Raw genomic sequence first — 25293 nt, forward strand, 5'->3', positions numbered from 1 at the left:
TTTTGCCCATAATCGATTGAACTAGCAAGAGAAAACCCCTTCCAAACCGCCTAAATTGTTACGCAATCTTGTATGTCCTTATTAAATATCCTGCGTTATCCTGACGCCCGTTTGCACAAAATTGCCAAGCCAGTGACAGTTTTTGACACTCGCTTGAAAAAATTGATCGCAGATATGGCGGAAACCATGTACGAAGCGCCCGGCGTCGGCCTGGCTGCTTCGCAAGTCGATGTCCACGAACAGCTGGTCGTGATCGACACCTCCGATGCCGGCACCGACCTGCGGGTTTTCATCAATCCGCAGATTCTCTGGGCCAGTGAAGAAAAACAGATTTACGACGAAGGCTGCCTCTCGGTACCCGGCGTCTATGACGGCGTCGAACGCCCGGCGCGCGTCAAGGTGCGCGCCCTGGATGCCGACGGCAAACCGTTTGAAGTCGACGCCGATGGCTTGCTGGCGGTCTGTATCCAGCATGAGATGGATCACTTGAAGGGCAAGGTATTCGTTGAATATCTGTCGCCGTTGAAGCGCAACCGGATCAAGGCCAAGATGCTCAAGGAAGAGCGTGAACTGAAGCGCGACAAGCAATACGCTACAAGATAAACATCTTTTCCATGTTGCGGGACAAAGTGCAAGAAGCGCCAACCTGGCGATTCTTGAATTTGTCCCGCAATTATTTTGGCCGCCATCCGAGACTATAGCTCCCATGAAAATCATCTTCGCCGGCACCCCGGAATTCGCCGCCGTGGCGCTCAAAGCCTTGCACGAGGCCGGTCACCAGATTCCACTGGTATTGACCCAGCCCGATCGGCCGGCCGGCCGCGGTATGCAACTGCATGCATCGCCGGTCAAACAATTCGCGCTGGACCATCAGATACCGGTAGCGCAACCGGTATCGCTGCGGCTGGACGGCAAATACCCGGACGTAGCCAGGCAAGCCCATGACCTATTGCAAGCAACCCCGCACGACGTCATGGTGGTGGCCGCCTACGGCCTGATCCTGCCGCTCAGCGTCTTGAACATCGCGCCGCTCGGCTGCCTCAACATCCACGGCTCCCTGCTGCCGCGCTGGCGTGGCGCCGCCCCCATACATCGCGCGATTGAAGCCGGCGACAATGAGACCGGCATCACCATCATGCAAATGGATCAGGGGCTGGATACGGGAGCGATGCTGCTGGTCGAGAAAATGGCAATCGGCGCCGACGACACCACCGGCACGCTGCATGACAAGATGGCAAAACTCGGTGGTGAAATGATCGTCGAAGCACTGCGCAAGTTGGAACAGAAGGCGTTGCCGGCAACACCGCAGCCAGAACAAGGCGTCACCTACGCCGCCAAGATCAGCAAGGAAGAAGCGGCCCTCGATTTCACGCTGCCAGCCGCTGTGCTGGAGCGCAAGATACGTGCATTCAACCCGTTCCCTGCCGCCGCCGCCGTGTTCGGTGGAGTCACTTTGAAGTTGTGGCAGGCACAGGTAATCAATACTGACGGCAAACACGCGCCAGGAACCATCATCAGCGCCGATCCGCAAGACGGCGTGATCGTGGCCTGCGGCAGTGGCGCCTTGCGTATCACGGAATTACAAAAGCCGGGCGGCAAACGTCTGCCGGCGGCTGAATTCCTGAAAGCGTTCCCTATGCAAGGCGGACGCTTCGACTAAACGCCACGCTGTCAAAACCAAGATGAAATCAGGGAAGCGTTTTAGCTAAATTTAACAGCCAAGCTTCATCATATTTCTTGGCATTCTGTTGCGATCCGATGTCATCCCAAACAGTGATGGTGAAGTATTTCTTTTTGGTTGCCCAAGCCAATTCTGTCATCACATTTCCCGAGGGAGATTTTTTTATCGATAGCATTGCAGGTGCGCCTTTGACTTTGACATTCATCAGTTCGCTTACAGTGACTATGCCGCCACCATCTGCCACGTAGTCCCACTCGCTGAGCATGAGGAGCACACCGTCTTGCCGCTTGAAGACACGGATGACGCTAGTCCACGGTCCTGCTACCGTAGGGCCGTCAGGAATAATCCCCTCATAAGCGTATTCTTTTAATTCAGTATTTTTGATGTCAGCCAGCGTTATTCGTAAGTTTGGTTTTATTTCATCTTCGTTACGCAGGCGATCGCGGTAGGTGTCTCTGTAGATAAATGCCTCGTCTGATATTTCTGCATAACCGCCCCGCATTTTGTTCATATCTTCATCCACCAACTGCCTCACACCAGACGACAGTTTTCTCTTCGATATATTTTTTACTTTCCCCACTTCCATCTGCGGCATAGGCCCCCCCTGCGCATTGTAAAGTGGCGAAACACTATCATTCTCAGCGGCAAAAATAGTGTTCATATTGAGCGCCAAGAGAACAAAAGCGATTAAGCTTAATTTCGACATGTTCGGTTTCCTTCCTATAGATATATTGTTTTTTGGATTGTCGATAAAACCTATCACCGAGTACCCCATTGCCTCAAATTACAATCACTCGCATAGCTGTTTCCCAGAAAAGAAATAAATCCAGAATCGTTCCTCCAGTGATGACCTACAACTGAGCCATACCAAAATTCCGAACCAAAGTGTCCCGCATAAGATCGCCAGGTATATTCCCAGCCATTTTGAGAACCGGCATTGTTGACGGTATTTGTGGTGTGCAGAATTGCCCCATTTCTATAATGGGAAGAAGCTGTCCATAAGAGATTTTTTTTAAACCCCCAATCCACACTGATACTTTCTTGCGCGCCAGCCGGAGCACAAGAGCGACTCACAATTCCTAAAGCCAAAGCGCTCGACATTGGAATTGATGTCGCTAAAATTACTGATAGCGGCGAGATTAACTTTCTCCCTATAGACTTTAATTTCATATACAAACCTCTATCTTTAAGTAATCGAGCTACAAGTGAAGTGATTTATAGGATGTTATTTATTAACTTATTAACAACAATTTAAGATAGCTGAAACATATGCATAGAACAAGCTGCCATTATTGATAGTTGACATATCGTCCATCATCCGATTACGTACAACTGATCTCATCGTCGACAACACCTAGTCCGCGCAGTATTCTCGCCAAATCGTCTTCGAACCGAGATCGCCATCAATCCTACGGCGGAGGCATCCACTGACGCGCGCGATCAAACTCAGCACGTCGTTGAGCATCGGCTTACCGGGCTAATTCAGACAGGCAGCAATTGTGAGCGGCACGTACCAGCCGAAACTTTGCCGAGAACACGACGTGAGGTCTACCTCGTTTAACAATGACGCAGAAAATACGGCTGCATGGATGCCTCGTCGAGTAGTCGCATGAAAGAAATCCAGGATGGGAATCGGCGACTCAAGAAAATGTGTGCGGAAAATAAATAAGAGGCTTAGATCATTTTGGAGGCCATGAAGAAAATCAAGCGATCAAGACACACTCAAGATTTTGATACCCGCTCCAGCTCGCGTTCGGCGCCAGCGCGACCGGGTGTTCAACCGTAACGGCCTCAATACACACAAAATGCTGATAAGAATCCAGCTTAAGATCGGCAATTTTTTCGCAACCGTTTTCCCACGGATTCCACACCACCGCATCGGCAAACCCGGCCTGGGTTGCGATCAGGCTTTGCTGGCGGCCGCCTAGGGTAATCGGTTTATCGACTGCAAAATAAACCCGGTCGACTTCGTGGGTGATATGCAGGACTTCTTCATCCGCCACCTTGATACGGCGGTTGTCGACAGAATCGCGATAGCGATAGCCCTTGAGGCCATACAAAGCAGCATCGGCAATGTGTGTATTCAGATAAGTATGCAAGGCACAGGTGAATGCGAAAGGCTGATCGCCATTATTCGTCACCACCAGTTCGGTATTCAGGGTCTGGCCGGAAAATTTGATGCGTAGCTCGAGCGCAAACGCATGGGGAAATACGTCTCTGGTTTGTTCTGAATCGGTCAGGCCGAGGCGAATCAATCCGCTGCCGTCAGTTTGTCGCGAAGACTCCAGCAAACTCCACCTGCTTAGGCGCGCAAAGCCGTGTTTCGGCAATGGTCCTTCGCTGGCGAATTGCGGAAAAATCACCGGGACGCCGCCGCGGATTGCGCTATCGCTGCTCCACGAATTCAGCGGGCTCATGAACAAGCGCTCGACGCCATCCGGCGTGCGCCAGGAACAGACATGACCGCCGTGCAGCGTCACCTCCACCCGGGCGCCGTCGGCGGCAGTGGCGCCGATGAAATCGTTGCTTGCTTGCAGATTGTCTGAGTTTGGCAAAATCGTTTCTCCTATGGCTGGCCTTAGCTGCATATTATGCACCCGCTTGTTTTATGCCGGCTTGGGAACCGGAATCGCCATGCTGATCCCGTGCTGCGTAATGCCGAAAATTCCGCGCAAAAAAAATGGCGCGACCGACCTGCGGCAATGCACAGGCGTCGCGCCATCTATTGATATCAAAGCAGAAACGGATTACCTAAATAAACAACTTGCGCAAACGCGAAGAAACCAGATCGATCACGCTGACCGCGACCACAATCATGATCAGCACCGCACAAGTCTGGGCGTATTCGAAGCTGCGGATCACTTCCCACAGAATCACGCCGATACCGCCGGCGCCAACCATGCCGACTACCGTCGCCGAACGGACATTGGCTTCGAAGCGGTACAGCACGTAGGAGATCCACAACGGCATCACTTGCGGCAACACACCGTAGACGATTTCTTCCAGCGCATTGGCGCCGGTAGCGCGTATCCCTTCGACCGGCTGCGGATCGATGGCTTCGACTGCTTCCGAAAACAGCTTGGATAAAGTGCCGGTAGTAGCCACGAACAAGGCCAGCACGCCGGCGAACGGACCCAGGCCGACCGCCACCACGAACAGCATCGCAAACACCATTTCATTGATCGCCCGTGCGGCGTCCATCAAACGGCGCACCGGCTGGTTGACCCAGGCCGGAGCGATATTGGAAGACGCCAGCAAACCGCAAGGCACCGCGCACACCACCGCCAGCGCAGTACCCCAGACAGCGATCTGTATGGTCACCAGCAATTCCTGCAGATAGGTGCGCCACTCGTGAAAGTCAGGCGGGAAAAAGCTGGCGGCGTAAGTGCCCATATTGCCGCCGTCGCGCAGCAGCTCCAGCGGCCGCATGTCGGCGCCTTTCCACGATGCGATCAGGACTGCCAGCAGCACGCCCCAGAACAAGGTGCGGCCAATCGATTGCTTGGGCGGCAAAGGCAGCGCGGTTTGCATTTTCAGAGATACGGGACTTGTCATTGCTTAGGATTTGGCCAGGTCGGACAACTTACGGTTGATATCGTCCAGCTTGGTTTTCTTTTCATCGGCGCTCAGGTTGGCGTCCGCTTCCAGCTTGCCTTTTTGCTTGAACAGTTCCAGCTGGCGGATAGGGTTCAACTGGGCATCGCTGGATGCTGCGAAACCACTGTATTGCAGCTTTGCCAGTTGCGCTTTTTCCTGTGCGGCGTTAGGGCCGGTTTTGCCGTAGTTCAGGAAAAAGTCCTTGATCTTGTTCTTGGTGTCAGCCGGCAAATCCTTGCGCCATACCAGCGGATCGGCAGCGATCAGCGGCGATTTCCAGACGATCCGGACTTCCTTGGCAACGGCAGGCTGGCGCTCTTCGATACGGTCCATGGTGTCCGAAGCAAATACCGCGGCATCGATCTGCTTGTTGGCGACGGCCAGGATGTTGGCTTCGTGATTCGAAGTGCGGATCACTTTAAACGCGGTCTTCGAATCGACATTGTTCTTGGCAAAAATGTAGTAGTTCGGCAGCAAGTAGCCGGAAGTAGAATTCGGATCGCCGATGCCGAAGGTCAGGCTCTTGGAATTTTTCAGGATGTCTTCGATGCTCTTGTTCGGGCTGTCTTTCTGTACCCCGACCAGGCTGTAATAACCGGATGTGCCGTCCGGGTTGACCACGTGCGCGAACACCTCGCCGCTGGCGCGGTCGACCGCTTCCATCGCCGACTTGTTACCGAACCAGCCCATCTGCACTTTACCGAAACGCATGCCTTCGATGATGCCGGCATAGTCGGAGGCAAAGAAGCCGGTGACCTTGATGCCGATGCGTTTGCTCATTTCATCCAGCACCGGCTGCCAGTCTTGTTTCAGATTTTGCGACGATTCGGTCGAGATGATGCCGAAGTTTAAAACCTTGGTCTCGTCGGCATGCGCCACGGAAGCTGTCGCCGCCAGCATCGTCATGGCGATTGCAGCGCCGGAAAATAATTTTGCAAACATGATGTGCTTCTCCTGATGGATAGGGGTGATGTTCAATTACTGGATGTGGATTCAGGCCGCAGCGGCCAGCGCCGGTACGTTGTCGAAGGGAGTCGCTACAGGAATAGGCACGGCGACTGCCGGCCGCGTCAATGTATTGGAACCGCCCAGGATGTCTTCGGCCTCGCTGCCGTACAACTCGCGCAGCATCGGCTCGGTCAGCGCGTTGGATGGGCCGTCGTACACCACGCGGCCTTTGTGCAGGGCCACCGTGCGCGGACAAAAGCGCAAGGCGACGTCGACTTGATGCAGCGACACGATGACAGTGCTGCGATCGCGCTGGTTAACATCGGCCAGGGTTTGCATCACGCGCCGTGCCGATTCAGGATCGAGCGATGCGATCGGCTCGTCGGCCAAGACCACGCGCGCCTTTTGCACGATAGTGCGGGCAATCGCAGCCCGTTGCTGCTGGCCGCCGGAGAGTGCGGAAGCGCGTTTATAGGCGTGTTCGGAAATGCCGACCCGCGCCAGCGCTTCCAGGCCCAGTGCTTTTTCTTCGGCGGTAAACAGTTTGAAACAGCTGCGCCAGAGCGGCATGCGCGACAGGCCGCCGGTCAATACATTGGTCAATACCGGCAGCCGCCCCACCAGATTGAATTGCTGAAAGACGAAACCGACATTGGCGCGCACCGCACGGATATGGCGATCGACGACGCCGTCTTTCTGTACCGGCTGACCATCGATGGAAATCGTGCCGCCGCTGTTATCTGCAGCCATCAGTCCGGAAATATGTCGCAAAAGAGTCGATTTTCCGGAGCCTGAAGCGCCGATCAAAGCCACCATTTCACCTTGGGCGAAACACAGACTGACGTTGTCCAGGGCGCGGAAACCGCCGCGGAACGTCTTTGACAAACCTTTGATTTCAACCATGATATGTACCGCCATTGCGCTTTTGAATGGCCGAAGTATTGCGGTCAAATATGTCAGGCGTATGAAATTTCCGTGACCATTCGGTTACAGCGGGCGCAACCGGACAAGGCCGGCGAGCCTGGTTTGACAAGCTTTTTTCAGGCTCGCGAATGCTTCAGAGGGAGGGATACTCTGCCAGGCAACGGTGGCAGATGTGACGGGATCGATAACGCCGATGCGTTCTAGCGTTGCACAATAATCGGCGTAGCGCGGGAGCGTTGCCGGATCTGTTGCAAGATGCTGTCGGCGTCGGCGCGGCTGGTGTACGGGCCAGCGTACAAACGGTACAAGCCATTCACCGCGATGCTGTCGAGCGAAGTCACCAGGCCGGACAACTCCAGCATCAAACGGGAGCGGGCGGCGTCGGCATTGGCGGCTTGTGCATAGGCGCCAAACTGCAGGTAAAACCCGGCGGCCAGCTGATTGTTGTTGTCGGTTGCCGCAGTTGCGCCAGGTGCAGGCGTCGGCGCGGATTGACTGACGAGCAACGGTTGCGCCGTCAACACCGGTACATCCACCGCTTCAGTAGTCACTACGGCAGACGCGGTGTTATCCCTGAGCGGTTCGGCCGACGCCGGAGCAGAAACTGGGACTTGCGCCGGCGCCGGCGTGCTGCCGCGCTGCTGGTTAAGCGCAACGATATCGGCCGGTAGCAGACGCTCTACCTCCAGCTGGCCACTGCCGCTGCCCAGATAACCCAGTTTCAGCGCCGCCGTGTAGGACAGGTCGATGATACGGCTGGAGTGGAACGGCCCGCGGTCATTGACCCGCACGATCACCTGTGCGCCGGTTTTCAGATTGGTTACTCTGGCATAGGAGGGGATCGGCAAAGTGGGATGCGCAGCGGTCATCTTGTACATGTCGTACAGCTCGCCGGAGGATGTCTTTTGCTTATGGAATTTCTTGCCGTACCAGCTGCCGACGCCGCGCTGTTTAAACGGTTGATCGTCGGTCAGCGGGGTATAGGTCTTGCCAAAGACGACATAAGGTTTGTTACCGGTGCGCGAGTAAGGTTCAATCACCGGAACCGCATCAGGGGTGTCTAGCAGCCCTTCCGGAATGGCGTCGCCCGGTCCGTCATCCTTGTAGTAGCCGCCGCGCCCGGAGCCTGCCGGCGGCAGCGCCGGTACGCCACGGCTGGCGCTGGAACCGGATTTGACCGGCGCCGACGGCGTCGAAGATATTTTCGGCGAAGTGCCGCAGCCAGCCAGGATCAGCGATAGCAACAAGGCACTGGAATATGCGACAACTTTGTAGCAGCGGTGCTTGTCTATTGACGTACCTACCATGCATTCTCCCCGGCGATCGGATGACGATTGAACATAAATGATTGCATGAATGGACTCGGCTTTTATCGTACAAGTTCAACCCTGATCAAGTCTGTATCAATTTGCGATGGCGCTGGATGCTCATCAATATGCCGGCGCCCAGCCCCAGCGTAACCAGCGCGGTGCCGCCATAACTCATGAACGGCAAAGGTACGCCAACCACCGGCAAAATGCCACTGACCATGCCCATGTTGACGAAGGCATAAGTAAAGAAAATCAAAGTGATGGATCCGGCCAGCAACCGCGTAAACATGGTCGGCGCATTGACCGCGATCATCATGCCGCGGCCGATCAGCAGCATGTACAGGAACAACAGGACACCGTTGCCGATCAAGCCGAATTCCTCGGAAAATACCGCAAAAATAAAGTCGGTGGTGCGTTCCGGGATAAATTCCAGATGGGCTTGCGTGCCCTTCAGCCAACCCTTGCCAAAAATCCCGCCGGAGCCGACCGCGATGGTTGACTGGATGATATGGAAACCTTTGCCGAGCGGGTCTGAAGTGGGATCGATCAGCATCATCACCCGCTGCCGCTGATAATCGTGCAGCACCGACCACACCACCGGCAAGCTGGCGCCGACGGCGACCGCCAGGCCGATCAGGATGCGCCACGATAACCCCGCCAGGAAGATCACATAAAAACCCGCCGCCAGCACCAGGGTGCCGGTACCCAGATCCGGTTGCCGGATAATCAAGCCGACCGGCAACACCAGCAGCACTGCCGCCACCACATAATCGCGCCAGGTGATCATGCCTTCGCGCTTCTGAAAATACCAGGCCAGCATCAAGGGCATGGCGATTTTCATGATTTCCGAAGGCTGGATCACCATGCCGATGTTGATCCAGCGCCGCGAACCTTTTTTTACGATGCCGAATACCGCCACCGCAATCAGCAGCGACACCCCCAGCGCATAGGCCGGTATCGCAAACCGCATCAAAGTCTGCGGCGGAATATTGGCGGCCACCCACATGATGACAAACGCCACCAGGATATTGCGCAGCTGATCTTCGACGCGTCCAGGGAAATCGATCCCGGCCGAATACAAGGTAACGATGCCAACCGACAGTATCAGGAACATGATCAGCGACAAGGCGCCGTCAAACACCGCAATATGCGATTTGATGCTGTGCCACACGCTATGTTTGTCGGTCAGATTCATGGTTCCGGTTACTCGCGATTGCCCGTCGTTACTTCGCCGGGTTTATAACTCTCTTCAGATTTGTCGCCAGGTTTGGCGTCAAGCTCGGTCGGCGCTGCGGCGTCTTCGGCCGGCTCAGGCGCAACTGCCGCCGCTGCCGCTTCTTTACCGTCAACGCCTGGCCGTTTTCCAAGCAGGTAGTAATCCATCGCCTTGCGCACAATCGGCGCCGCCGCCGACGCACCCCAGCCGCCATTTTCCACAATCACCGCAATTGCGATGCGCGGCTTGTCGGCCGGTGCAAAGCCGACATACCAGGCATTGTCGGCCATGCGCGTGCCAATCCTTCTTTTGTCATATTTTTCGCCTTGTTTGATGCCGACCACCTGGGCCGTTCCGGTCTTGCCGCCCGATTCATAACCGGCGCCGGAAAATATTGCTCTGCCGGTGCCTTCGCGCGTCACGCCCACCATCGCCTTCTTGATGAAATCGACATTTTCCTGCTTCAGCGGAATGCGGTAACTTTCCTTTGCCACGGTTTGCGTTTGCGTGTGGGTTGTGCCGTCTTCAATGATCTTGACCAGATGCGGCTTCATCACCACCCCATCGTTGACCAACGTCGCTACCGCATGCGCCATCTGCAGCGGGGTAAAGGCGTTGAAGCCCTGACCGATGCCTAGCGAGATCGTATCGCCGCCAACCCACTTCTGCGCTGCCACGCGTTTGTAGTATTTTCGCTTCCAGTCGGTCGACGGCAATATGCCGCGCTGCTCGTGCTCCAGATCAATGCCGGTCAGTTGTCCGAAACCGAACGGCTTCATGAAATCGTGGATGGTGTCCGGGCCCAGATCGTTGGCCAGCATGTAGTAATAGGTATCGCATGATTCAACGATGGATTTGTACATATCGACCCGTCCGTGGCCACCCACCTTGTCGTCGCGGAACTGGTGCCCGCCCAGCATGAAATAGCCGATATCGTTGATGGCGAAAGAAGTTGTGCGCTTGCCCAGCTCCAGCGCCGCCAGCGCCATGAACGGTTTGTAGGTCGAGCCGGGCGCGTAGGTGCCGTTCATCGGGCGATTGATCAATGGATGATCGGGCGAATTGTTCAACTCGTCCCAGCTTTGCTGATCGATGCCTTCGACAAACAGGTTGGGATCGAACGACGGTTGCGAGACATACGCCAGCACGTCGCCGGTGGCAGGTTCGATCGCCACCAGCGCGCCGCGGCGATCGCCGAAAGCTTCTTCCGCCACTTTCTGCAACTCGATATCGACCGACAGGATCAGGTTGTTGCCCGGCACCGCAGAGACATGCGACATGCTGCGCACCGCACGGCCGCTGGCGGCGATCTCGATTTCTTCGTAACCGGTAGTGCCGTGCAACTGCTGCTCGTAACTCTTTTCCAGGCCATCCTTGCCGATATAGCTGGTGCCTTTATAGTTGGGGCCGTCGTCGCTGTCATCGATCCGATCGGCGTCTTTCTGGTTGATGCGGCCGATATAGCCGATCACATGCGCCGCCACTTCGCCTAAGGGATATTGACGGAACAAGCGCGCTTGCACATCGATCCCCGGGAAGCGATAACGCTGCGCGGTGAAACGCGCTACTTCTTCGTCGGTAAGGCGGGTGCGGATCGGCAGGCTGGCAAAGCTCTTGGAGTCTTCCAGCAGTTTCTTGAAACGGCGCCGGTCTTTGGGTGTGATGCTGACCACCTGCGCCAGCTCGTCGATCACGCTTTCCAGATCGCCGCGGATTTTGGAGCGGGTGATTTCCAGCGTGTAGGCAGAATAATTGCGTGCCAGGATGACACCGTTGCGGTCCATAATCAGGCCGCGATTCGGCACCACCGGCACCAGCGAAATCCGGTTGTCCTCGGCCTGCGCTGCATAAGCATCATGGCGCACCACTTGCACCCAGATAAAGCGCGCGCTCAGCAAACCGAAACAGATCAGCACAAACGCCACGGCTGCCGTGATCCGCAACCGGAAGTTTCGTAGTTCGCGCTCGGTGTTTTTAAATTCGGTCATTGGTAGTGTAGCTTCGGACTAGCTTCGGGGCAGCATCAGCCGCTGGCGGCAGTAATTAAATTGGGCGATTGTCATCGCGGTCGACCGCGCGGCGTTGCGGCGCCAGCAACAGCCACACGACAATCGGCCACAGAGCCACACAGACAAAGCTCTCGGCAAAATACAACCAGCCGGGAAACTTGCCGCTGACAGACATCCGGATCACCAGCTGTATCAACTGCGTCAACAGCATCAAGGGCAGCACATGCAAGGCCTGGACGCCGACCGAGAACCACAACACGCGGCGATGAATCATGATCGCAAAATACGATAGCAGCGTGTACGCCAGCGCATTCTGACCAAGCAGCGTGGCTTGGTGCACATCCATCAGCAAACCCATGCAAAAGGCGATGCCGATGCCAATCTTGCGCGGCTGATGAATGCTCCAGAACACCAACACCAGGGCGACGAAATCCGGCACGCCCGGCCATTGCCCCCAAGGCAGCAAGTTGAGTAGAAACGCCAGCAACAGCGTCATCGCAATGAACAGCGGATTGGCTGGCAACAGGATGTAATGAGGACGCATCATCGGACACCGGCTCCCTGCGGATTCTTGCGCGCCGCCGCGTCAGGGTTATTCTCTTTCACTGCTTCTTTCCCGCTGTCTTTCCCATTATCTTTCGCTGCTTCTCTGGTCTTGTCCCGGGTGCTTTCGGTCAAGCGGCGTTTGCTGAGTATGTCGGCTTTGCTGTTAGGGACGGCCGCCTCGTCATCCGGCCGTGCGATCGGATTCGGATCGACCAGCAGGATCAGCAGCTGGGTATGGCGGTCGATGCCGGCGATCGGCTCGCAGACGATATGGGCAAAGGCATCGGCCGATTTGGTTTCGACCTGCACCACCTTGGCCACCGACAGCCCGGCCGGATAGACGCCGTCGATGCCGGAAGTCACCAGCACGTCGCCCTTCTTGATATCGGCGTTGGAAGACATGAAGCGCAAATCCAGATAGCCGGATTGGCCACGGCCGTAGGCCACGCTGCGCAAGCCGTTGCGCAGCACCTGCACCGGAATCGCCTGATCCTTGTCGGTCAGCAGCGTCACCTCGGAGGTGAACGGGAACACCCGCGTCACCTGGCCGACGATGCCGGCGTCGTCGATCACCGGCTGGCCGGTGGCGACGCCATGCTGCGAACCGCGGTCCATGATCACTTTGCGGGCAAACTGATCGCGCGCGTCGTACAGGATTTCGCTCATCACCGATTTCACCGGCAAGCGCTGCGCGACTCCCAGCAATTTGCGCAGCTGGGCATTTTCCGCGGCCAGCTGTTGCGCCTGCTGCAATTGCTGGGCGCGTTCGCCTTGCCGGCTGCGCAGAGCCTGGTTTTCTTTCTCAACCGTCGACAGCGAAGAAAAATAATCGGCGACCCGATTGCTTGCGTCGCGCGGCATCAAGGCCACCATCTGCAACGGATAAAGCGCGGTGCCGACCGCCTGCCGCAGCAGCAGCAAAGCATGTACGCGTGAATCGGCAATCAGCAGCGCCGCCGCCAGCAGCGTGCATATCACCGCCTTGGCACGGGCTGAAGCGCCTTGCTTAAAGAGGGGTGGTGGACTGTATTCCATCAGTAATGGACAGATTGGGATTGGTCAGTGACAAACGGTAGAAGTGCATCCATGCAGATACCGTAGATACGAAAGCGGGTCGCATGCACTAATGCACCGACCCGGTTGCCGTTGCCCGACCTCAAAACCGACATGCTGAGGTGGGGCAAGCGTCGCATCAGTCTGGATTACTCGTAGGAAAAAATCGAGCCCAGCTTGTCCATCCGTTCCAGCGCCATGCCTGAACCGCGCACCACGCAAGTCAGCGGGTCTTCGGCCACGATCACCGGCAAACCGGTTTCTTCCATCAGCAGGCGATCCAGATCGCGCAGCAAGGCGCCGCCGCCGGTCAGCATCATGCCCTTTTCGGCAATGTCCGCACCGAGTTCCGGCGGCGTCTGTTCCAGCGCGTTCTTGACGGCGGAAACGATGTTGTTGAGCGGGTCGGTCAGGGCTTCCAGGATTTCGTTGCTGGAGATGGTGAACGAGCGCGGAATGCCTTCCGACAGGTTGCGCCCCTTGACTTCCATTTCGCGCACTTCCGAACCGGGGAAGGCGGAGCCGATTTCTTTCTTGATCGCCTCGGCGGTCTGTTCGCCGATCAGCATGCCGTAGTTGCGGCGGATGTAGTTGACGATGGCTTCGTCGAATTTGTCGCCGCCGACGCGTACCGAACCTTTGTAGACCATGCCGCCTAGCGAGATGATGCCGACTTCGGTAGTGCCGCCGCCGATATCGACCACCATCGAACCGGTTGCGTCCGACACCGGCAGGCCGGCCCCGATTGCAGCTGCCATCGGCTCTTCGATCAGGAACACCTGGGAAGCGCCGGCGCCCAGCGCCGATTCGCGAATCGCGCGGCGCTCAACCTGAGTCGAGCCGCAAGGTACGCAGATGATGATGCGTGGCGAAGGTTTGAACAGCTTGGTGTCGTGCACCATGCGGATGAATTGCTTGAGCATCTGCTCGGTGACGGTAAAGTCGGCAATCACACCGTCCTTCATCGGCCGGATCGCTTCGATGTTGCCAGGGACTTTACCCAGCATCTGTTTTGCTTCCTTGCCAACGGCTTGAATCGTCTTCTTGCCGTTAGGACCGCCTTGCTGGCGGATCGCCACAACCGATGGCTCATCCAGGACAATACCTTGATCGCGCACATAAATCAGCGTATTCGCGGTACCCAGGTCAATCGCCAGGTCATTCGAAAAGTAACTGCGTAAAAATCCAAACATGAATTGTTCCAATGCGCAACAATGATGCGCTTAAACGTTTTTTAGGGGGGTGTCTAGTATCCCGCGCATGGTAAAGATCGATTACCTGCCGCATGGACGCAACATTCTACCTTATAATTTGACTCAACTTAGGGCGTATAGCGCTCAAAATGCTTGCTTTTTACAAAAAACTGAGAAGTTATCGGCAAGCAAAGTGTTTTCATTTCAACCACATTAGCAGCCGCGCCTCCGCGCGCGATCGAAAATTATGTCATTAGCCCTTTCCGACGTTAAGCGCATTGCCAATTTAGCACGCCTCGAACTCACCGAAGATCAGGCCGTTTCCACGCTCGATAAACTGAACGGCATTTTCTCGCTGGTCGAGCAGATGCGGGCGGTGGATACCACCGGTATCGAACCGCTGAGCCACCCGATCGCGGCGCTTCAGCATGACTTGTCCTTGCGCTTGCGCGACGATGTGGTAACCGAGCCGAACCGGCGCGAGGAATATCAAAAGGTGGCGCCGGCTACCGAAGATGGTTTGTACCTGGTGCCAAAAGTAATCGAATAAATCGGCATACTATTTGCTGGCGCAAGCAGTCGATGCGCGGCATGTTGGTCGCAACCAGGCGAGGCGAAGCCTGCCAGGGCGATCCCGCAAAGTTAATATTTAAGAATTCTCATGCATACCAAAACTCTCAAGCAACTGTCGGTGTTACTGCACGAAAAGAAGATTTCGGCCGAGGAACTGGCGCAACTGTATCTGGCGCGGATCGGGCACAGCGACCTGAATGCATTTTTGCATGTCGATCAGGAGTTGACGCTGCAGCAGGCGCGCGCCGCCGACCAGCGCCTGGCGCAAAACGACAGCACGCCGCTGACCGGTGTGCCGATCGCCCACAAGGATATTTTCGTGACGCGCGGATGGCGCGCCACCGCAGGCTCGAAGATGCTGGAAAACTATATCAGCCCGTTCGACGCCACCGTTGTGGAACATTTCAACAACGCCGGCATGGTGACCCTGGGCAAACTGAATTGCGATGAATTCGCGATGGGTTCGTCGAATGAAAATTCGCACTTCGGCCCGGTCAAGAATCCCTGGGACAAAACTGCAATTCCGGGCGGCTCCTCGGGCGGTTCGGCCGCCGCCGTGGCGGCACGCCTGACGCCAGCCGCTACCGCCACCGACACCGGTGGCTCGATCCGCCAACCGGCTTCCTTGTGCGGCGTCACCGGCATCAAACCGACTTACGGCAGCGTCTCGCGCTACGGCATGATCGCCTTCGCTTCGTCGCTGGACCAGGCGGGGCCGATTGCCCAGACCGCGGAAGATTGCGCGCTGCTGCTGAACGCCATGACCGGTTTCGATCCACGCGATTCGACCAGCCTGGAACGCAAAAAAGAAGATTTCAGCGGCAATCTGAACAACGACTTGAAAGGCCTGCGGATCGGTATACCACGCGAGTATTTCAGCAGCGGCCTGTCCGCCGATGTCGAGCAGGCAGTGCGCGCCGCATTGCAGGAATATGAAAAACTGGGCGCCACGCTGGTCGATATATCGCTGCCGAAAACCGAGCTGTCGATCCCGGTCTATTACGTGATTGCACCGGCCGAAGCGTCGTCCAACCTGAGCCGCTTCGACGGTGTCCGTTACGGCCACCGCGCCGCCGACTACAAAGACCTGGCCGACATGTACAAGAAGTCGCGCGCGGAAGGTTTCGGCGAAGAAGTGAAGCGGCGGATTCTGGTCGGCGCGTACGTGCTGTCGCACGGTTATTACGATGCCTACTATCTGCAGGCGCAAAAAATCCGCCGCCTGATCGCGCAAGATTTTCAGAATGCGTTGACTGGCCCGAACCGCCAGTGCGACGTCATCATGGGGCCGGTATCGCCGACCGTGGCCTGGGATCTGGGCGCCAAGGCAGACGATCCGGTCGCCAACTACCTGGCGGACATCTACACGCTGTCAACCAGCCTGGCCGGTTTGCCGGGCATGTCGATACCATGCGGCTTCGGTCAGGGCGAGAAGAATGCACGGCGTCCGGTCGGCCTGCAAATCATCGGCAATTATTATGACGAAGCCAGGCTGCTCAACGTCGCGCATCAGTATCAGCGCGTCACCGACTGGCATTTGCGCAGCCCGGATTAAAAAGCCTTCGCCAAACCATGCCACCAATCTTGCGCTTTTTTCCCGCTCATCGCCCTAAGCTGGCGGCGTCGCTCTGCTTGATCCTGAGCGCCGCGTTGTTGGCGCCAGCAGTTCAGGCCCAACAGTTGCAGACCAAATTCGGCTGCTCCCTGACGCGCGATGAAAACGGCGAAAAAGTGATTTACGGCGATACCGGCGAGTTCAAGCTGGATGGCGACAAGATCGAGGCGCTGCGCTGGGAATCGGCGCAATACCGGCCGACTCATGGTTTCGAATGCAGCATCGACACCTACGACGAACCGCAGGCCGAGGTGCGGCAGGATGGGCAGAAGGACAACTGGCGCATCACCTTGAAAGATCCGGCCGCAGCGCGCCAGCAGCGCGGCTACGATTTTTTCAATCACGGCATGAATTGCAGCATCCGCCTGCAGCGCGATGGCGACAAATTGCACGTTCTGCCAAGCTGCCCGGCATTATGCGGATCAAGAGTAAACTTTACTGAGCTGTCGGTGAATCTCAAAACCGGCGACTGTAGTTACCAAGACAAATGAGGAAATAATTATGCAGTGGGAAGTCGTGATCGGTCTGGAAACGCATACGCAACTCTCGACCCAGTCAAAAATTTTCAGCGGCTCGCCGACCCAGTTCGGCGCCGCCCCCAATACTCAGGCCAGTCCAGTCGATCTGGCGCTGCCGGGCGTGCTGCCGGTGCTCAACCGCGGCGCGGTGGAACGCGCGATCCAGTTCGGCCTGGCGGTGAACGCGACGATTGCGCCGCAATCGATCTTTGCCCGCAAAAATTACTTCTATCCTGATCTGCCGAAGGGTTATCAGATCAGCCAGTTTGAAATCCCGGTGGTGCAAGGCGGCAAGGTCTCCTTCGTCCTGGAAAAAGACGGCAAGAGCGAACTCAGGACAGTACAGCTGACGCGCGCCCATCTGGAAGAGGACGCTGGCAAATCGCTGCACGAAGATTATCAAGGCATGACCGGCATCGATCTTAACCGCGCCGGCACGCCGCTGCTGGAAATCGTCACCGAACCGGACATGCGCAGCGCTGCCGAGGCCGTCGCCTACGCCAAGGCCTTGCACTCGCTGGTGATGTGGCTGGGAATTTGCGACGGCAATATGCAAGAAGGCTCGTTCCGCTGCGACGCCAACGTCTCGGTACGCCCGCTTGGCCAAGCCGCTTACGGCACCCGCAGCGAAATCAAGAACCTGAACTCCTTCCGCTTCCTGGAAGAGGCCATCAATTACGAAGTGCGGCGCCAGATTGAATTGATCGAAGACGGCGGCAAAGTGGTGCAGGAAACCCGCTTGTACGATCCGGACAAGAAAGAAACGCGCTCCATGCGCAGCAAGGAAGATTCCCAGGATTACCGCTACTTCCCGGATCCGGATCTGCCGCCGCTGGTGATTGCTGCGGAATGGGTCGAGCGGGTGCGGGCCACCATGCCGGAACTGCCAGGCGCAATGCGCGAACGTTTCGTGCGCGATTTCGGTTTGTCGGAATACGATGCGGCCGTGCTGACGCAATCGAAAGCCATGGCCAGCTACTTCGAAGCGGTGACGGTGAAAGCCGGCAAGGAGCAAGCCAAGCCTGCCGCCAACTGGCTGATGGGCGACCTGTCGTCGGCGCTGAACCGGGAAAACGTCGACGTCGACGCAGCGCCGGTGAGCGCCGCGCAACTGGCCGTGTTGCTGCAACGCATCGCCGACGGCACGGTGTCCAACAAGATCGCCAAGGAAGTATTCGGCGCCATGTGGGAAGCCCGGTCGGCGCAAGAAAACCTGGCCGACGAGATTATTGAGAGCAAGGGATTGAAGCAGATTTCCGATAGCGGCGCGCTGGAAAAAATCATTGATGAAGTATTGGCGGCGAACGCCAAATCGGTCGAGGAATTCCGTGCCGGCAAGGAAAAAGCCTTTAACGCCCTCATCGGCCAAGCCATGAAAGCCACCAAGGGCAAGGCCAATCCGGCGCAATTGACTGAGCTGTTGAAGCAGAAACTGACTGCCTGAAATGCATGCGGCCGGGGTTGCCGCTGGCGTAGTGCTTTGTAGTTAGTAGGGGAGCCCCAGAAGTGCTGATTTTTTGTGCCAGGCTAGGCGCAAACCGGAGCGATAGCGGGACTATCGCGAGGATTTGCAACGACGCCTGGCGCAAAGAAGCAGTGCTTATGGGGCTTCACTAGTGTGCTGCCTGCGATTCCGGCATGGCACTGACCAACTCCCGATAATGCTTCAGCGTTTCATCGAACTTGTCGTTGATGCGCCCCAGCTCGGCTTGATGATCCGCCATATTTTTCTGGTTATAGATAATGTCGCGATTGGCTTCGTCAATCTTGTAACGCAGCGCGACCGGCAAGGTTTTCCTGTGCTTGTAAAATTCAGCCTCGGTATTCGCTGCCTTTAACTGATTCTGCGCATCGTCGATGGCAACCTGGTCGCGCTTGATCAGATCATGCGACAGCGACAGATAGTAACGGCGCGAAGACTCGATATCGGCTTCGCTACGATAGCGCGACAGCAACGCGCGATCTTGCTGACGCCGCTGCTCATCCGCCGCCGCCTCGGCCTGGCGCTTGTCATCCAGCGCTTGCTTCTGGCGTTTTTGCTCGGCAGTCAGCGGCGCCGGGATTTCCCGTTTTATCACCCCCGCCTTGCTCAACTCCACGATTTTGCTGTTGGAACATTCCGGCATCGGATGATCGCCGGTAACAGTGTGTCCAGCGGCATCCTTGCAGGTATAAATCTGGCCGTGCGCAAGCAGCGGCAGCAAGCCTGCTGCACTGAAAAACAAACCTCGCTTGAGAGTGAGAGCAATACGATTCATTCCATCATCCACGAATCCACGACACGGGGCTACACTTTGCTTGTTGCGATCACGCTACGCCATAACGCTCACGGTAAGCCGCCACTGCAGCTTGATAACGGTTCAGCTCGGCGTTAGCGCCAGCGCCGGAAATATATTCCAGCAAGTCGTTCAGATTGCCGATCGAAATCACCGGCATGCCATACGCTTGCGTTACTTCTTCCACTGCCGAGTTGGCCGACAGTGCATCATCCTTGCCCGAACGCTCCATCCGGTCCAGCGCAATCACCACCGCACACGGCGTGGCGCCGGCGGCGCGAATCATCTCGACCGACTCGCGCACCGAAGTTCCGGCGGAAATCACGTCATCGATAATCAGCACCCGCCCCTTCAATGGGCCGCCAACGATGTTACCGCCCTCGCCATGATCCTTGGCTTCCTTGCGGTTGTAGGCAAACTGCACATTGCGCCCTTGCGCCGCCAACGCCACCGCTGTCGCCGAGGCCAGCGTAATGCCTTTGTAGGCCGGCCCGAACAACATGTCAAATTGCAAACCGGAATCAATCAGGGTGCGTGCATAAAATTGCGCCAGCTGGCCCAGTGCGGCGCCCTCGTTAAACATGCCCGCATTGAAAAAATACGGCGAGGTACGCCCGGCCTTGGTCACAAATTCGCCGAACTTCAGCACCCCGGCCTTCACTGCAAACTCAATAAATTGTTGACGTAAATTGTTCAAAATGCACTCCAGACGGTTGAGGCTGACAAATTTTGTCGCTATTTGCTGCACACTAGCGACACCAGACCGCCATTTTAAATGGAGTTCATCCCTTCTACAGCAGTAAGTGCAAACACCGTGCCTGCCCGTGGCCAGTTTTCCAGCGGCCAACGCTGGCGGCCGACGCCGCGGGCTGCACACGACGGCGGCCCTTCGGTTATGCTTAGAACCTGTACGGGCCTCCCCTTCCCCTTTAAATCTTTTTTATCGATCAAACATGCCAAGAATCATTTCCGCCAATCTCAACGGTATCCGCTCAGCTGCCAGAAAAGGCTTTTTCGAGTGGCTGGCCAAACAGTCTGCCGATTTCGTCTGCGTCCAGGAATTGAAAGCGCAAGCCGCCGATATGACGCCGGAGTTCCTGGCGCCCGAGGGCTACATCGGCCATTTCCATTACGCCGAAAAAAAGGGTTACTCAGGCGTCGGTCTATACAGCAAGCGCAAACCGAACGCTGTAAGGATAGGTTTTGGCAATCCTGAATTCGATGCCGAAGGGCGTTATGTGGAATGCGATTTTGGCGATCTGACGGTGATTTCACTGTACTGCCCGTCTGGCTCGTCCAGCGAAGAGCGGCAAATTGCCAAGTTCCGCTTCATGGAAGCCTTCCTGCCGCATTTGAAACAACTCAAGGAAAGCGGCCGCGAAGTGGTGATTTGCGGCGACTGGAATATCGCGCATCAGGAACGCGATTTAAAAAACTGGAAGGGCAACAAGAAAAATTCCGGCTTCCTGCCGGAAGAACGCGCCTGGCTGACCCATCTGTTTGAACAAGTCGGGCTGGTCGACGCCTTCCGCCAAGTCGACCAGCGCGACGAGCAATACACCTGGTGGAGCAATCGCGGCCAGGCCTGGGCCAAGAACGTCGGTTGGCGCATCGACTATCACATCACTACGCCTGGCATCGCCGCCAATGCGCATGCGGTGGCGATTTATAAGGACGAGCGTTTCTCGGACCATGCGCCGCTAACCATCGATTACTCCTGACCGGCTACTCCTGAATCAGGATCAGGCCGGCTGCGGCTGGCCGTCGACAAAGACGATCAGCTCGCCTTCGCCAAACCTGGTCCATACCTCATTGGTGGTCAGCGGTTCGGTGACGATCACCGCCACCCGGTCTTGCGGGGTGGTCACTTGCGAGAAGTCGACGCTGACATCTTCATCCGACAGATGCGCTTCGGCGAACGGAAACTGGCGCACGATGTAATACAGATTGGTGGAGCAATACGTGTACAGGGCCGAGCCATCCGACAACATCATGTTGAAAGTGCCGTGGACGGCGATCTCCTGCATCAGTTCGCGCAAGACGGCCGTCAACTCAGCCTGCGATGGCGGCGTATCACCGAAGCGCTGCCGCAGTTGCTGCAACAGATAACAAAACGCCAGTTCGCTGTCGGTATTGCCAACCGGCCGGTACGGGCCGTTGAGATGCGGCGCAAATTCCTTGAGATCGCCGTTATGGGCGAAGACCCAGTAACGCCCCCATAATTCGCGCACGAACGGATGGCAGTTTTGCAACGCTACCTGGCCTTGCGTGGCTTTGCGAATATGGGCAATGACGTTTTTCGATTTGATCGGGCAACGCCGGATCAGCTCCGCCACCGGCGACGCAATTGCCGCCTGATAATCGACAAAATGACGCACCCCGCGGCCTTCGAAGAAGGCGATGCCCCAGCCGTCGCTATGATGGCCGGTCTGGCCGCCGCGGGTGGCAAAGCCGGTAAAACTGAACACAATGTCGGTCGGCACATTGCAGTTCATTCCAAGTAACTGACACATATTTGTGAACCAAGTGAAATAAACGCTAACTACGGACGCAAACTACAGACGCGAATTACAGATTGATAACGCGAATTGATAACGTTATCACGCGGAAGCGCTAAGCAAAAGTTAAATATACTGCTGCTTCCGTCACATATCAGTTCGGCGCTATACCTTGTATAGCCGCCCTCAAATGGCCTGCGGCCGCTTTGCCAGCAATATGTGAGGCAAATGCGTGCCGACGTCAGATTCGGCGCCTTATAACAAGGAAGAGACAATGCTGCCGATCCCCCGTACGTCCTGTGTAGACGCAGATCCCGCTATCACCGAAGCGGAATGCAATAGACCGCATACCCGCTGGTGGCTTCTATTGCTGCCATTGGCGCTGCTGCTGGCAAGCGTGAGCGCCATCACCAGCGCGGCCGACCTGCCCAAGATCATTTACGTACGGCCGGTGCCCAATAACGATGACGTACTGCTGCAACAAGGGACCAGCGGCATCAACAACGCCGCCAAGCTATACCGGCTGCAAGCCAGCACCCTGGAAAGCCAGGCGAGCCGCGCCGGCCGCCAGCAACAATTGGACAATGCGGTCAGGCAAGACGCCAGGATTGTGGTGGTGATAGGTATCGAATTCAAGGAAATACTGGATCAGGTCGCACGCCAGGCGCCGCAAACCCGCTTTGTGATTCTGGAACATTGCATCGCCAATGCCGCTGCCAACATCACTTGCATCACGTTCCGCGAAAACGAAGCCAGCTATCTGGCCGGCATGCAGGCGGCGCTGGCGTCGAGCACCGGCAAGATAGGCATGATCGGCGCCATCAACACCACTTTGCGCCAGAAAAACAGCCAGGCTTTCGCGGCCGGCGCGCGTGCCGCCAAACCAGGTATTTCGATCCATGAACCGCTGTGGGTGGAAGGCCCGCAGCCCTTCAACGATCCGCCGCGCGCAGAAACACTCACAAAAACCATGCTGGGCGATGGCGTCGACGTCATCTGGGCCGCCGCCGCCGGCAGCAATACCGGCGTGTTCAAGGTGTTGACGCCGCAATCGCGCGCCAAGGCGATCGGCAGCGGCGTCAACCAATGCATACAAGCGCCCGGGCGGGTGCTCGACAACGTCGAAGTGCATGCCGATACAGCCATTGCGCTGGCAGTCGGTTTGCTAATCAACGGCTCGACCGCGCCGCGCTTTGACTTCGGCTTGAAAGAGGGGGCAGTGACCTTGACCGCGCTGGGCCTGGATGCGGCTTATTCGGAATGTGAAATCCTGCACCAGCGGCCGCTGCTGTTAAAACTGCGCGAAGCCAATAACGCCATTGTCAGCGGTAAGCTCAACATAGATTAATCAATCTGGATTAACCCATGCGATTCTGATAGCGTTGTGGTTTTATTCTAGGTGGAGCGGCATGGATCAACTAGCAGCGATGCGTGCGTTCCGGCGCGTAGTCGAGAGCGGCAGCTTCACTGCTGCCGCAGCAGAACTCAACCAGTCGCACACCATCGTCTCGCGTCAGGTGCGCCAGCTGGAGCTGGAACTCGGCGCACAACTGCTGAATCGCACCACGCGCCGCTTTGCGCTGACCGAAGCCGGCCAGGAATATTACGAACGCAGCCGCCAGATCATCGATCAGATAGATGACGCCGCCCAGGCGGTGTCGGCGCATCAGGCGCTCCCCTCCGGCGTGCTGCGAATCAACGCGCCGATGGCGTTCGGCACCTTGGAACTGGCGCAATGGCTGCCGCAATTCATCATGGCCAATCCCCAACTCAAGGTGGATCTGGTCTGCAACGATCGTCTGGTCGACATGATTGAAGAAGGCTTCGATGTCGCGCTGCGCCTGACCCGCGCTCTGCCCGATTCAACCCTGGTTGCCAAACGGCTGACGCGCTGCGAGATACTGCTGGCCGCCGCGCCGGCTTATCTGAAGCTGCATGGCGTGCCGCAGCAGCCGGCCGACCTGGTCCAGCACAATTGCCTGACCTATACGCTGGCGCAAAAATCCAATGAATTCCAGTTCTACGCCGCCGACGGCAGCGAGCACGCGGTGAGCGTGCGCGGCAATCTGCAAGCCAACACCGGCATAGCATTACGCTCGGCGGCCTTGGCCGGCCTCGGCATCGCTGCCACCAGCTCTTTCATCGTGCACGAGGATTTGCGGCGCGGCGACCTGCTGCACGTCTTGCCCGATTTCACGATGAAACCGCGTGACCTGTACGCGATCTATCCTCAGAACCGGCATCTGTCGCCCAAGGTCAGAGCGTTTGTCGATTTTGCGACGGCCTGGTATCGCACCCCGCGCTGGGAATGATTTCCCGCCAGCTGTCTAAGAATTACAAATGCAAGTGAAAATGGCCGCCGCCGAACAAGCCGATCAGACCGATAGCGATCAGATAGAAGGCAACAATATAGTTCAGGAGCTTTGGCATGACCAGGATCAGAACGCCGGCGATCAGGGAAACCACGGGGACAAGCGAAAGATGAATATTCATAGGCAATCTTTTTATGATGGTAAATGACAGGCGCAATTCGCCTTGCGCTGGGCATTTTACAAGACCGCAGCCATCATACGGTGATTTAGTGGCCGCATTTTAGAGGATCGCAGGATGTCACTTGCACCAGACGAGTTCACTGTCCGGATTGAACCAAGGGGATGGACGTTTGTTACGTCCGACACGATCCCCTTGCTGGAAGCTGCACGCCAGTCCGCCATCAATTTACCGAGTTCTTGCAGAAACGGCACATGCCGCACCTGCATGTGCCGTCTGCTGAGTGGTCAAATACGTTATCAGATCGAATGGCCGGGCCTGAGCAGCGATGAACGGAAAGAAGGCTACATACTGCCCTGCATCGCCTATCCGCAATCAGACCTGGTGATCGAGGAAACCCGGGCCAGTATCGTACCGGCGTCAGGCTGAGGTCTGGCTTTGCAGGCGCGCCGCAACCGCCCGATGCGTTTGCGTCAGTCCGCCGAAGCCGTAGGCTGCGCCGCGCACATCGTGGACATGGACATAACTTTCGTGATGCAGCTCGCCCAGTAATGCGCCGATTTCCTTGAAGACGGCGTCGATATACGCCGCCTTTTCATCGGCGGTATTGGTTTCATCGGTGATGCGGATGTCGAGGAAAAAACTGGTTTTTCTTTGCGCCGTCAAGGATGGGCCACCGACAAACCAGTGCGCCGGATCGACATGTGAAATCGCGATCGATGTCAGCTCAGGTTTCTTGTGCAAGATCGCCGCGGTCAGGCGGGACAATGTACTGGCGACCTTGGCGGAAACGGTGGTGTCGGGTGTGGTGGAAAGCAATACGGTAAGGATAGGCATGATGCAAGC

The 25293-nt window shown here is 56.8% G+C and carries 27 protein-coding genes; 10 read left to right on the top strand and 17 right to left on the bottom strand.

Going from position 1 to position 25293, the window contains the following annotated elements; translation table 11 throughout:
- Positions 1 to 72 precede the first annotated feature (72 nt).
- Together def and fmt are read left to right on the top strand one after the other, a co-directional pair.
- The gene (gene def, locus VNZ60_RS14565) at positions 73 to 603 is read left to right on the top strand and encodes a peptide deformylase (RefSeq protein ID WP_325660303.1); all 531 of its coding nucleotides are present in this window, start codon (positions 73 to 75) and stop codon (positions 601 to 603) included.
- Positions 604 to 706: 103 nt separating this feature from the next.
- Positions 707 to 1660 carry a methionyl-tRNA formyltransferase gene (gene fmt / locus VNZ60_RS14570; RefSeq protein WP_325660305.1) on the top strand — a complete coding sequence of 318 codons (954 nt, stop codon included), beginning with the start codon at positions 707 to 709 and terminating at the stop codon, positions 1658 to 1660.
- 28 nt (positions 1661 to 1688) lie between these two features.
- On the opposite strand, the gene VNZ60_RS14575 is transcribed toward fmt, so the two are convergent.
- The 12 genes from VNZ60_RS14575 to VNZ60_RS14630 all read right to left on the bottom strand — a co-directional run bounded on the left by VNZ60_RS14575 (position 1689) and on the right by VNZ60_RS14630 (position 14477).
- Positions 1689 to 2387, bottom strand: coding sequence for a hypothetical protein (locus tag VNZ60_RS14575; protein WP_325660307.1), 699 nt, complete (start codon positions 2385 to 2387; stop codon positions 1689 to 1691).
- 53 nt (positions 2388 to 2440) lie between these two features.
- Entirely contained in the window at positions 2441 to 2851 is a 411-nt protein-coding gene (locus tag VNZ60_RS14580; RefSeq protein WP_325660309.1) for a hypothetical protein, read from the bottom strand.
- Between the two features lie 533 nt (positions 2852 to 3384).
- Positions 3385 to 4236 (bottom strand): D-hexose-6-phosphate mutarotase, encoded by an 852-nt coding sequence (locus VNZ60_RS14585; protein ID WP_325660310.1) that lies wholly within the window; start codon positions 4234 to 4236, stop codon positions 3385 to 3387.
- Between the two features lie 196 nt (positions 4237 to 4432).
- The gene (gene phnE / locus VNZ60_RS14590) at positions 4433 to 5236 is read right to left on the bottom strand and encodes a phosphonate ABC transporter, permease protein PhnE (RefSeq protein WP_325660312.1); all 804 of its coding nucleotides are present in this window, start codon (positions 5234 to 5236) and stop codon (positions 4433 to 4435) included.
- 3 nt (positions 5237 to 5239) lie between these two features.
- Positions 5240 to 6220 (bottom strand): phosphonate ABC transporter substrate-binding protein, encoded by a 981-nt coding sequence (gene phnD, locus VNZ60_RS14595; protein ID WP_325660314.1) that lies wholly within the window; start codon positions 6218 to 6220, stop codon positions 5240 to 5242.
- 51 nt (positions 6221 to 6271) lie between these two features.
- Complete coding sequence (gene phnC / locus VNZ60_RS14600; protein WP_325660316.1) at positions 6272 to 7129, bottom strand: phosphonate ABC transporter ATP-binding protein; 858 nt, start codon at positions 7127 to 7129, stop codon at positions 6272 to 6274.
- Positions 7130 to 7350: 221 nt separating this feature from the next.
- Entirely contained in the window at positions 7351 to 8457 is a 1107-nt protein-coding gene (locus VNZ60_RS14605; RefSeq protein ID WP_325660318.1) for a septal ring lytic transglycosylase RlpA family protein, read from the bottom strand.
- 85 nt (positions 8458 to 8542) lie between these two features.
- Complete coding sequence (rodA, locus tag VNZ60_RS14610) at positions 8543 to 9655, bottom strand: rod shape-determining protein RodA (RefSeq protein ID WP_325660320.1); 1113 nt, start codon at positions 9653 to 9655, stop codon at positions 8543 to 8545.
- Positions 9656 to 9663: 8 nt separating this feature from the next.
- The gene (gene mrdA / locus VNZ60_RS14615; RefSeq protein WP_325660322.1) at positions 9664 to 11664 is read right to left on the bottom strand and encodes a penicillin-binding protein 2; all 2001 of its coding nucleotides are present in this window, start codon (positions 11662 to 11664) and stop codon (positions 9664 to 9666) included.
- A 55-nt stretch (positions 11665 to 11719) separates the two neighbouring features.
- Positions 11720 to 12232, bottom strand: coding sequence for a rod shape-determining protein MreD (mreD, locus tag VNZ60_RS14620; protein ID WP_325660323.1), 513 nt, complete (start codon positions 12230 to 12232; stop codon positions 11720 to 11722).
- A complete protein-coding gene (mreC, locus tag VNZ60_RS14625) occupies positions 12229 to 13266 on the bottom strand; it encodes a rod shape-determining protein MreC (RefSeq protein ID WP_325660324.1) in 1038 nt (345 codons plus the stop codon). Before mreC ends, mreD begins: the two co-directional genes overlap by 4 nt.
- A 167-nt stretch (positions 13267 to 13433) precedes the next feature.
- Complete coding sequence (locus tag VNZ60_RS14630) at positions 13434 to 14477, bottom strand: rod shape-determining protein (RefSeq protein WP_061534782.1); 1044 nt, start codon at positions 14475 to 14477, stop codon at positions 13434 to 13436.
- A gap of 247 nt (positions 14478 to 14724) precedes the next feature.
- On the opposite strand from VNZ60_RS14630, the gene gatC reads away from it, so the two are divergent.
- The 4 genes from gatC (at position 14725) to gatB (ending at position 18627) form a co-directional block, all read left to right on the top strand.
- Entirely contained in the window at positions 14725 to 15027 is a 303-nt protein-coding gene (gene gatC, locus VNZ60_RS14635; protein WP_211461251.1) for an Asp-tRNA(Asn)/Glu-tRNA(Gln) amidotransferase subunit GatC, read from the top strand.
- Positions 15028 to 15138: 111 nt separating this feature from the next.
- The gene (gatA, locus tag VNZ60_RS14640) at positions 15139 to 16605 is read left to right on the top strand and encodes an Asp-tRNA(Asn)/Glu-tRNA(Gln) amidotransferase subunit GatA (RefSeq protein WP_325660327.1); all 1467 of its coding nucleotides are present in this window, start codon (positions 15139 to 15141) and stop codon (positions 16603 to 16605) included.
- Positions 16606 to 16622: 17 nt separating this feature from the next.
- Positions 16623 to 17156: a hypothetical protein gene (locus VNZ60_RS14645; protein ID WP_325660329.1), complete on the top strand. Its 534-nt coding sequence runs from the start codon at positions 16623 to 16625 to the stop codon at positions 17154 to 17156.
- 10 nt (positions 17157 to 17166) lie between these two features.
- Positions 17167 to 18627 carry an Asp-tRNA(Asn)/Glu-tRNA(Gln) amidotransferase subunit GatB gene (gene gatB, locus VNZ60_RS14650; RefSeq protein ID WP_325660330.1) on the top strand — a complete coding sequence of 487 codons (1461 nt, stop codon included), beginning with the start codon at positions 17167 to 17169 and terminating at the stop codon, positions 18625 to 18627.
- Positions 18628 to 18796: 169 nt separating this feature from the next.
- On the opposite strand, the gene VNZ60_RS14655 is transcribed toward gatB, so the two are convergent.
- Positions 18797 to 19441, bottom strand: a complete 645-nt coding sequence (locus VNZ60_RS14655; RefSeq protein WP_325660331.1) for a DUF4124 domain-containing protein — start codon at positions 19439 to 19441, stop codon at positions 18797 to 18799.
- A 49-nt stretch (positions 19442 to 19490) separates the two neighbouring features.
- A complete protein-coding gene (gene pyrE / locus VNZ60_RS14660) occupies positions 19491 to 20156 on the bottom strand; it encodes an orotate phosphoribosyltransferase (protein WP_325660333.1) in 666 nt (221 codons plus the stop codon).
- A gap of 256 nt (positions 20157 to 20412) precedes the next feature.
- Here pyrE and VNZ60_RS14665 point away from each other — a divergent pair, with 256 nt between their 5' ends.
- Entirely contained in the window at positions 20413 to 21180 is a 768-nt protein-coding gene (locus VNZ60_RS14665; RefSeq protein WP_325660335.1) for an exodeoxyribonuclease III, read from the top strand.
- A gap of 21 nt (positions 21181 to 21201) precedes the next feature.
- Here VNZ60_RS14665 and VNZ60_RS14670 read toward each other — a convergent pair whose 3' ends face one another.
- Positions 21202 to 21972: a class II glutamine amidotransferase gene (locus VNZ60_RS14670; RefSeq protein ID WP_325660337.1), complete on the bottom strand. Its 771-nt coding sequence runs from the start codon at positions 21970 to 21972 to the stop codon at positions 21202 to 21204.
- A gap of 259 nt (positions 21973 to 22231) precedes the next feature.
- Here VNZ60_RS14670 and VNZ60_RS14675 point away from each other — a divergent pair, with 259 nt between their 5' ends.
- Both VNZ60_RS14675 and VNZ60_RS14680 read left to right on the top strand, forming a co-directional pair.
- Positions 22232 to 23305 (top strand): BMP family ABC transporter substrate-binding protein, encoded by a 1074-nt coding sequence (locus VNZ60_RS14675; RefSeq protein WP_325660339.1) that lies wholly within the window; start codon positions 22232 to 22234, stop codon positions 23303 to 23305.
- Between the two features lie 61 nt (positions 23306 to 23366).
- On the top strand, positions 23367 to 24269 hold the full coding sequence (locus VNZ60_RS14680; protein ID WP_325660340.1) for a LysR family transcriptional regulator: 903 nt from the start codon (positions 23367 to 23369) through the stop codon (positions 24267 to 24269).
- A gap of 22 nt (positions 24270 to 24291) precedes the next feature.
- On the opposite strand, the gene VNZ60_RS14685 is transcribed toward VNZ60_RS14680, so the two are convergent.
- Positions 24292 to 24450, bottom strand: a complete 159-nt coding sequence (locus VNZ60_RS14685) for a DUF3096 domain-containing protein (RefSeq protein ID WP_092357961.1) — start codon at positions 24448 to 24450, stop codon at positions 24292 to 24294.
- A 114-nt stretch (positions 24451 to 24564) separates the two neighbouring features.
- Between VNZ60_RS14685 and VNZ60_RS14690 the strand changes: the two genes are divergently transcribed.
- Complete coding sequence (locus VNZ60_RS14690; RefSeq protein ID WP_325660342.1) at positions 24565 to 24876, top strand: 2Fe-2S iron-sulfur cluster-binding protein; 312 nt, start codon at positions 24565 to 24567, stop codon at positions 24874 to 24876.
- Here the strand turns inward: VNZ60_RS14690 and VNZ60_RS14695 are convergent.
- Positions 24868 to 25284 (bottom strand): tautomerase family protein, encoded by a 417-nt coding sequence (locus VNZ60_RS14695; RefSeq protein ID WP_325660344.1) that lies wholly within the window; start codon positions 25282 to 25284, stop codon positions 24868 to 24870. The two genes, VNZ60_RS14690 and VNZ60_RS14695, sit on opposite strands and share 9 nt — an antisense overlap.
- Positions 25285 to 25293 lie beyond the last annotated feature (9 nt).

Origin of the sequence: Collimonas sp. (genome assembly GCF_035566375.1) — a bacterium.
Lineage (GTDB): Bacteria > Pseudomonadota > Gammaproteobacteria > Burkholderiales > Burkholderiaceae_D > Collimonas.

Bases quoted from the DNA above. Each gene is read 5' to 3' on its own strand.
- def (WP_325660303.1), top strand. From the start codon at position 73: ATGTCCTTATTAAATATCCTGCGTTATCCTGACGCCCGTTTGCACAAA.
- fmt (WP_325660305.1), top strand. From the start codon at position 707: ATGAAAATCATCTTCGCCGGCACCCCGGAATTCGCCGCCGTGGCGCTC.
- VNZ60_RS14575 (WP_325660307.1), bottom strand. From the start codon at position 2,387: ATGTCGAAATTAAGCTTAATCGCTTTTGTTCTCTTGGCGCTCAATATG.
- VNZ60_RS14580 (WP_325660309.1), bottom strand. From the start codon at position 2,851: ATGAAATTAAAGTCTATAGGGAGAAAGTTAATCTCGCCGCTATCAGTA.
- phnE (WP_325660312.1), bottom strand. From the start codon at position 5,236: ATGACAAGTCCCGTATCTCTGAAAATGCAAACCGCGCTGCCTTTGCCG.
- phnD (WP_325660314.1), bottom strand. From the start codon at position 6,220: ATGTTTGCAAAATTATTTTCCGGCGCTGCAATCGCCATGACGATGCTG.
- phnC (WP_325660316.1), bottom strand. From the start codon at position 7,129: ATGGTTGAAATCAAAGGTTTGTCAAAGACGTTCCGCGGCGGTTTCCGC.
- VNZ60_RS14605 (WP_325660318.1), bottom strand. From the start codon at position 8,457: ATGGTAGGTACGTCAATAGACAAGCACCGCTGCTACAAAGTTGTCGCA.
- rodA (WP_325660320.1), bottom strand. From the start codon at position 9,655: ATGAATCTGACCGACAAACATAGCGTGTGGCACAGCATCAAATCGCAT.
- mrdA (WP_325660322.1), bottom strand. From the start codon at position 11,664: ATGACCGAATTTAAAAACACCGAGCGCGAACTACGAAACTTCCGGTTG.
- mreD (WP_325660323.1), bottom strand. From the start codon at position 12,232: ATGATGCGTCCTCATTACATCCTGTTGCCAGCCAATCCGCTGTTCATT.
- mreC (WP_325660324.1), bottom strand. From the start codon at position 13,266: ATGGAATACAGTCCACCACCCCTCTTTAAGCAAGGCGCTTCAGCCCGT.
- VNZ60_RS14630 (WP_061534782.1), bottom strand. From the start codon at position 14,477: ATGTTTGGATTTTTACGCAGTTACTTTTCGAATGACCTGGCGATTGAC.
- gatC (WP_211461251.1), top strand. From the start codon at position 14,725: ATGTCATTAGCCCTTTCCGACGTTAAGCGCATTGCCAATTTAGCACGC.
- gatA (WP_325660327.1), top strand. From the start codon at position 15,139: ATGCATACCAAAACTCTCAAGCAACTGTCGGTGTTACTGCACGAAAAG.
- VNZ60_RS14645 (WP_325660329.1), top strand. From the start codon at position 16,623: ATGCCACCAATCTTGCGCTTTTTTCCCGCTCATCGCCCTAAGCTGGCG.
- gatB (WP_325660330.1), top strand. From the start codon at position 17,167: ATGCAGTGGGAAGTCGTGATCGGTCTGGAAACGCATACGCAACTCTCG.
- VNZ60_RS14655 (WP_325660331.1), bottom strand. From the start codon at position 19,441: ATGAATCGTATTGCTCTCACTCTCAAGCGAGGTTTGTTTTTCAGTGCA.
- VNZ60_RS14665 (WP_325660335.1), top strand. From the start codon at position 20,413: ATGCCAAGAATCATTTCCGCCAATCTCAACGGTATCCGCTCAGCTGCC.
- VNZ60_RS14670 (WP_325660337.1), bottom strand. From the start codon at position 21,972: ATGTGTCAGTTACTTGGAATGAACTGCAATGTGCCGACCGACATTGTG.
- VNZ60_RS14675 (WP_325660339.1), top strand. From the start codon at position 22,232: ATGCTGCCGATCCCCCGTACGTCCTGTGTAGACGCAGATCCCGCTATC.
- VNZ60_RS14680 (WP_325660340.1), top strand. From the start codon at position 23,367: ATGGATCAACTAGCAGCGATGCGTGCGTTCCGGCGCGTAGTCGAGAGC.
- VNZ60_RS14685 (WP_092357961.1), bottom strand. From the start codon at position 24,450: ATGAATATTCATCTTTCGCTTGTCCCCGTGGTTTCCCTGATCGCCGGC.
- VNZ60_RS14690 (WP_325660342.1), top strand. From the start codon at position 24,565: ATGTCACTTGCACCAGACGAGTTCACTGTCCGGATTGAACCAAGGGGA.
- VNZ60_RS14695 (WP_325660344.1), bottom strand. From the start codon at position 25,284: ATGCCTATCCTTACCGTATTGCTTTCCACCACACCCGACACCACCGTT.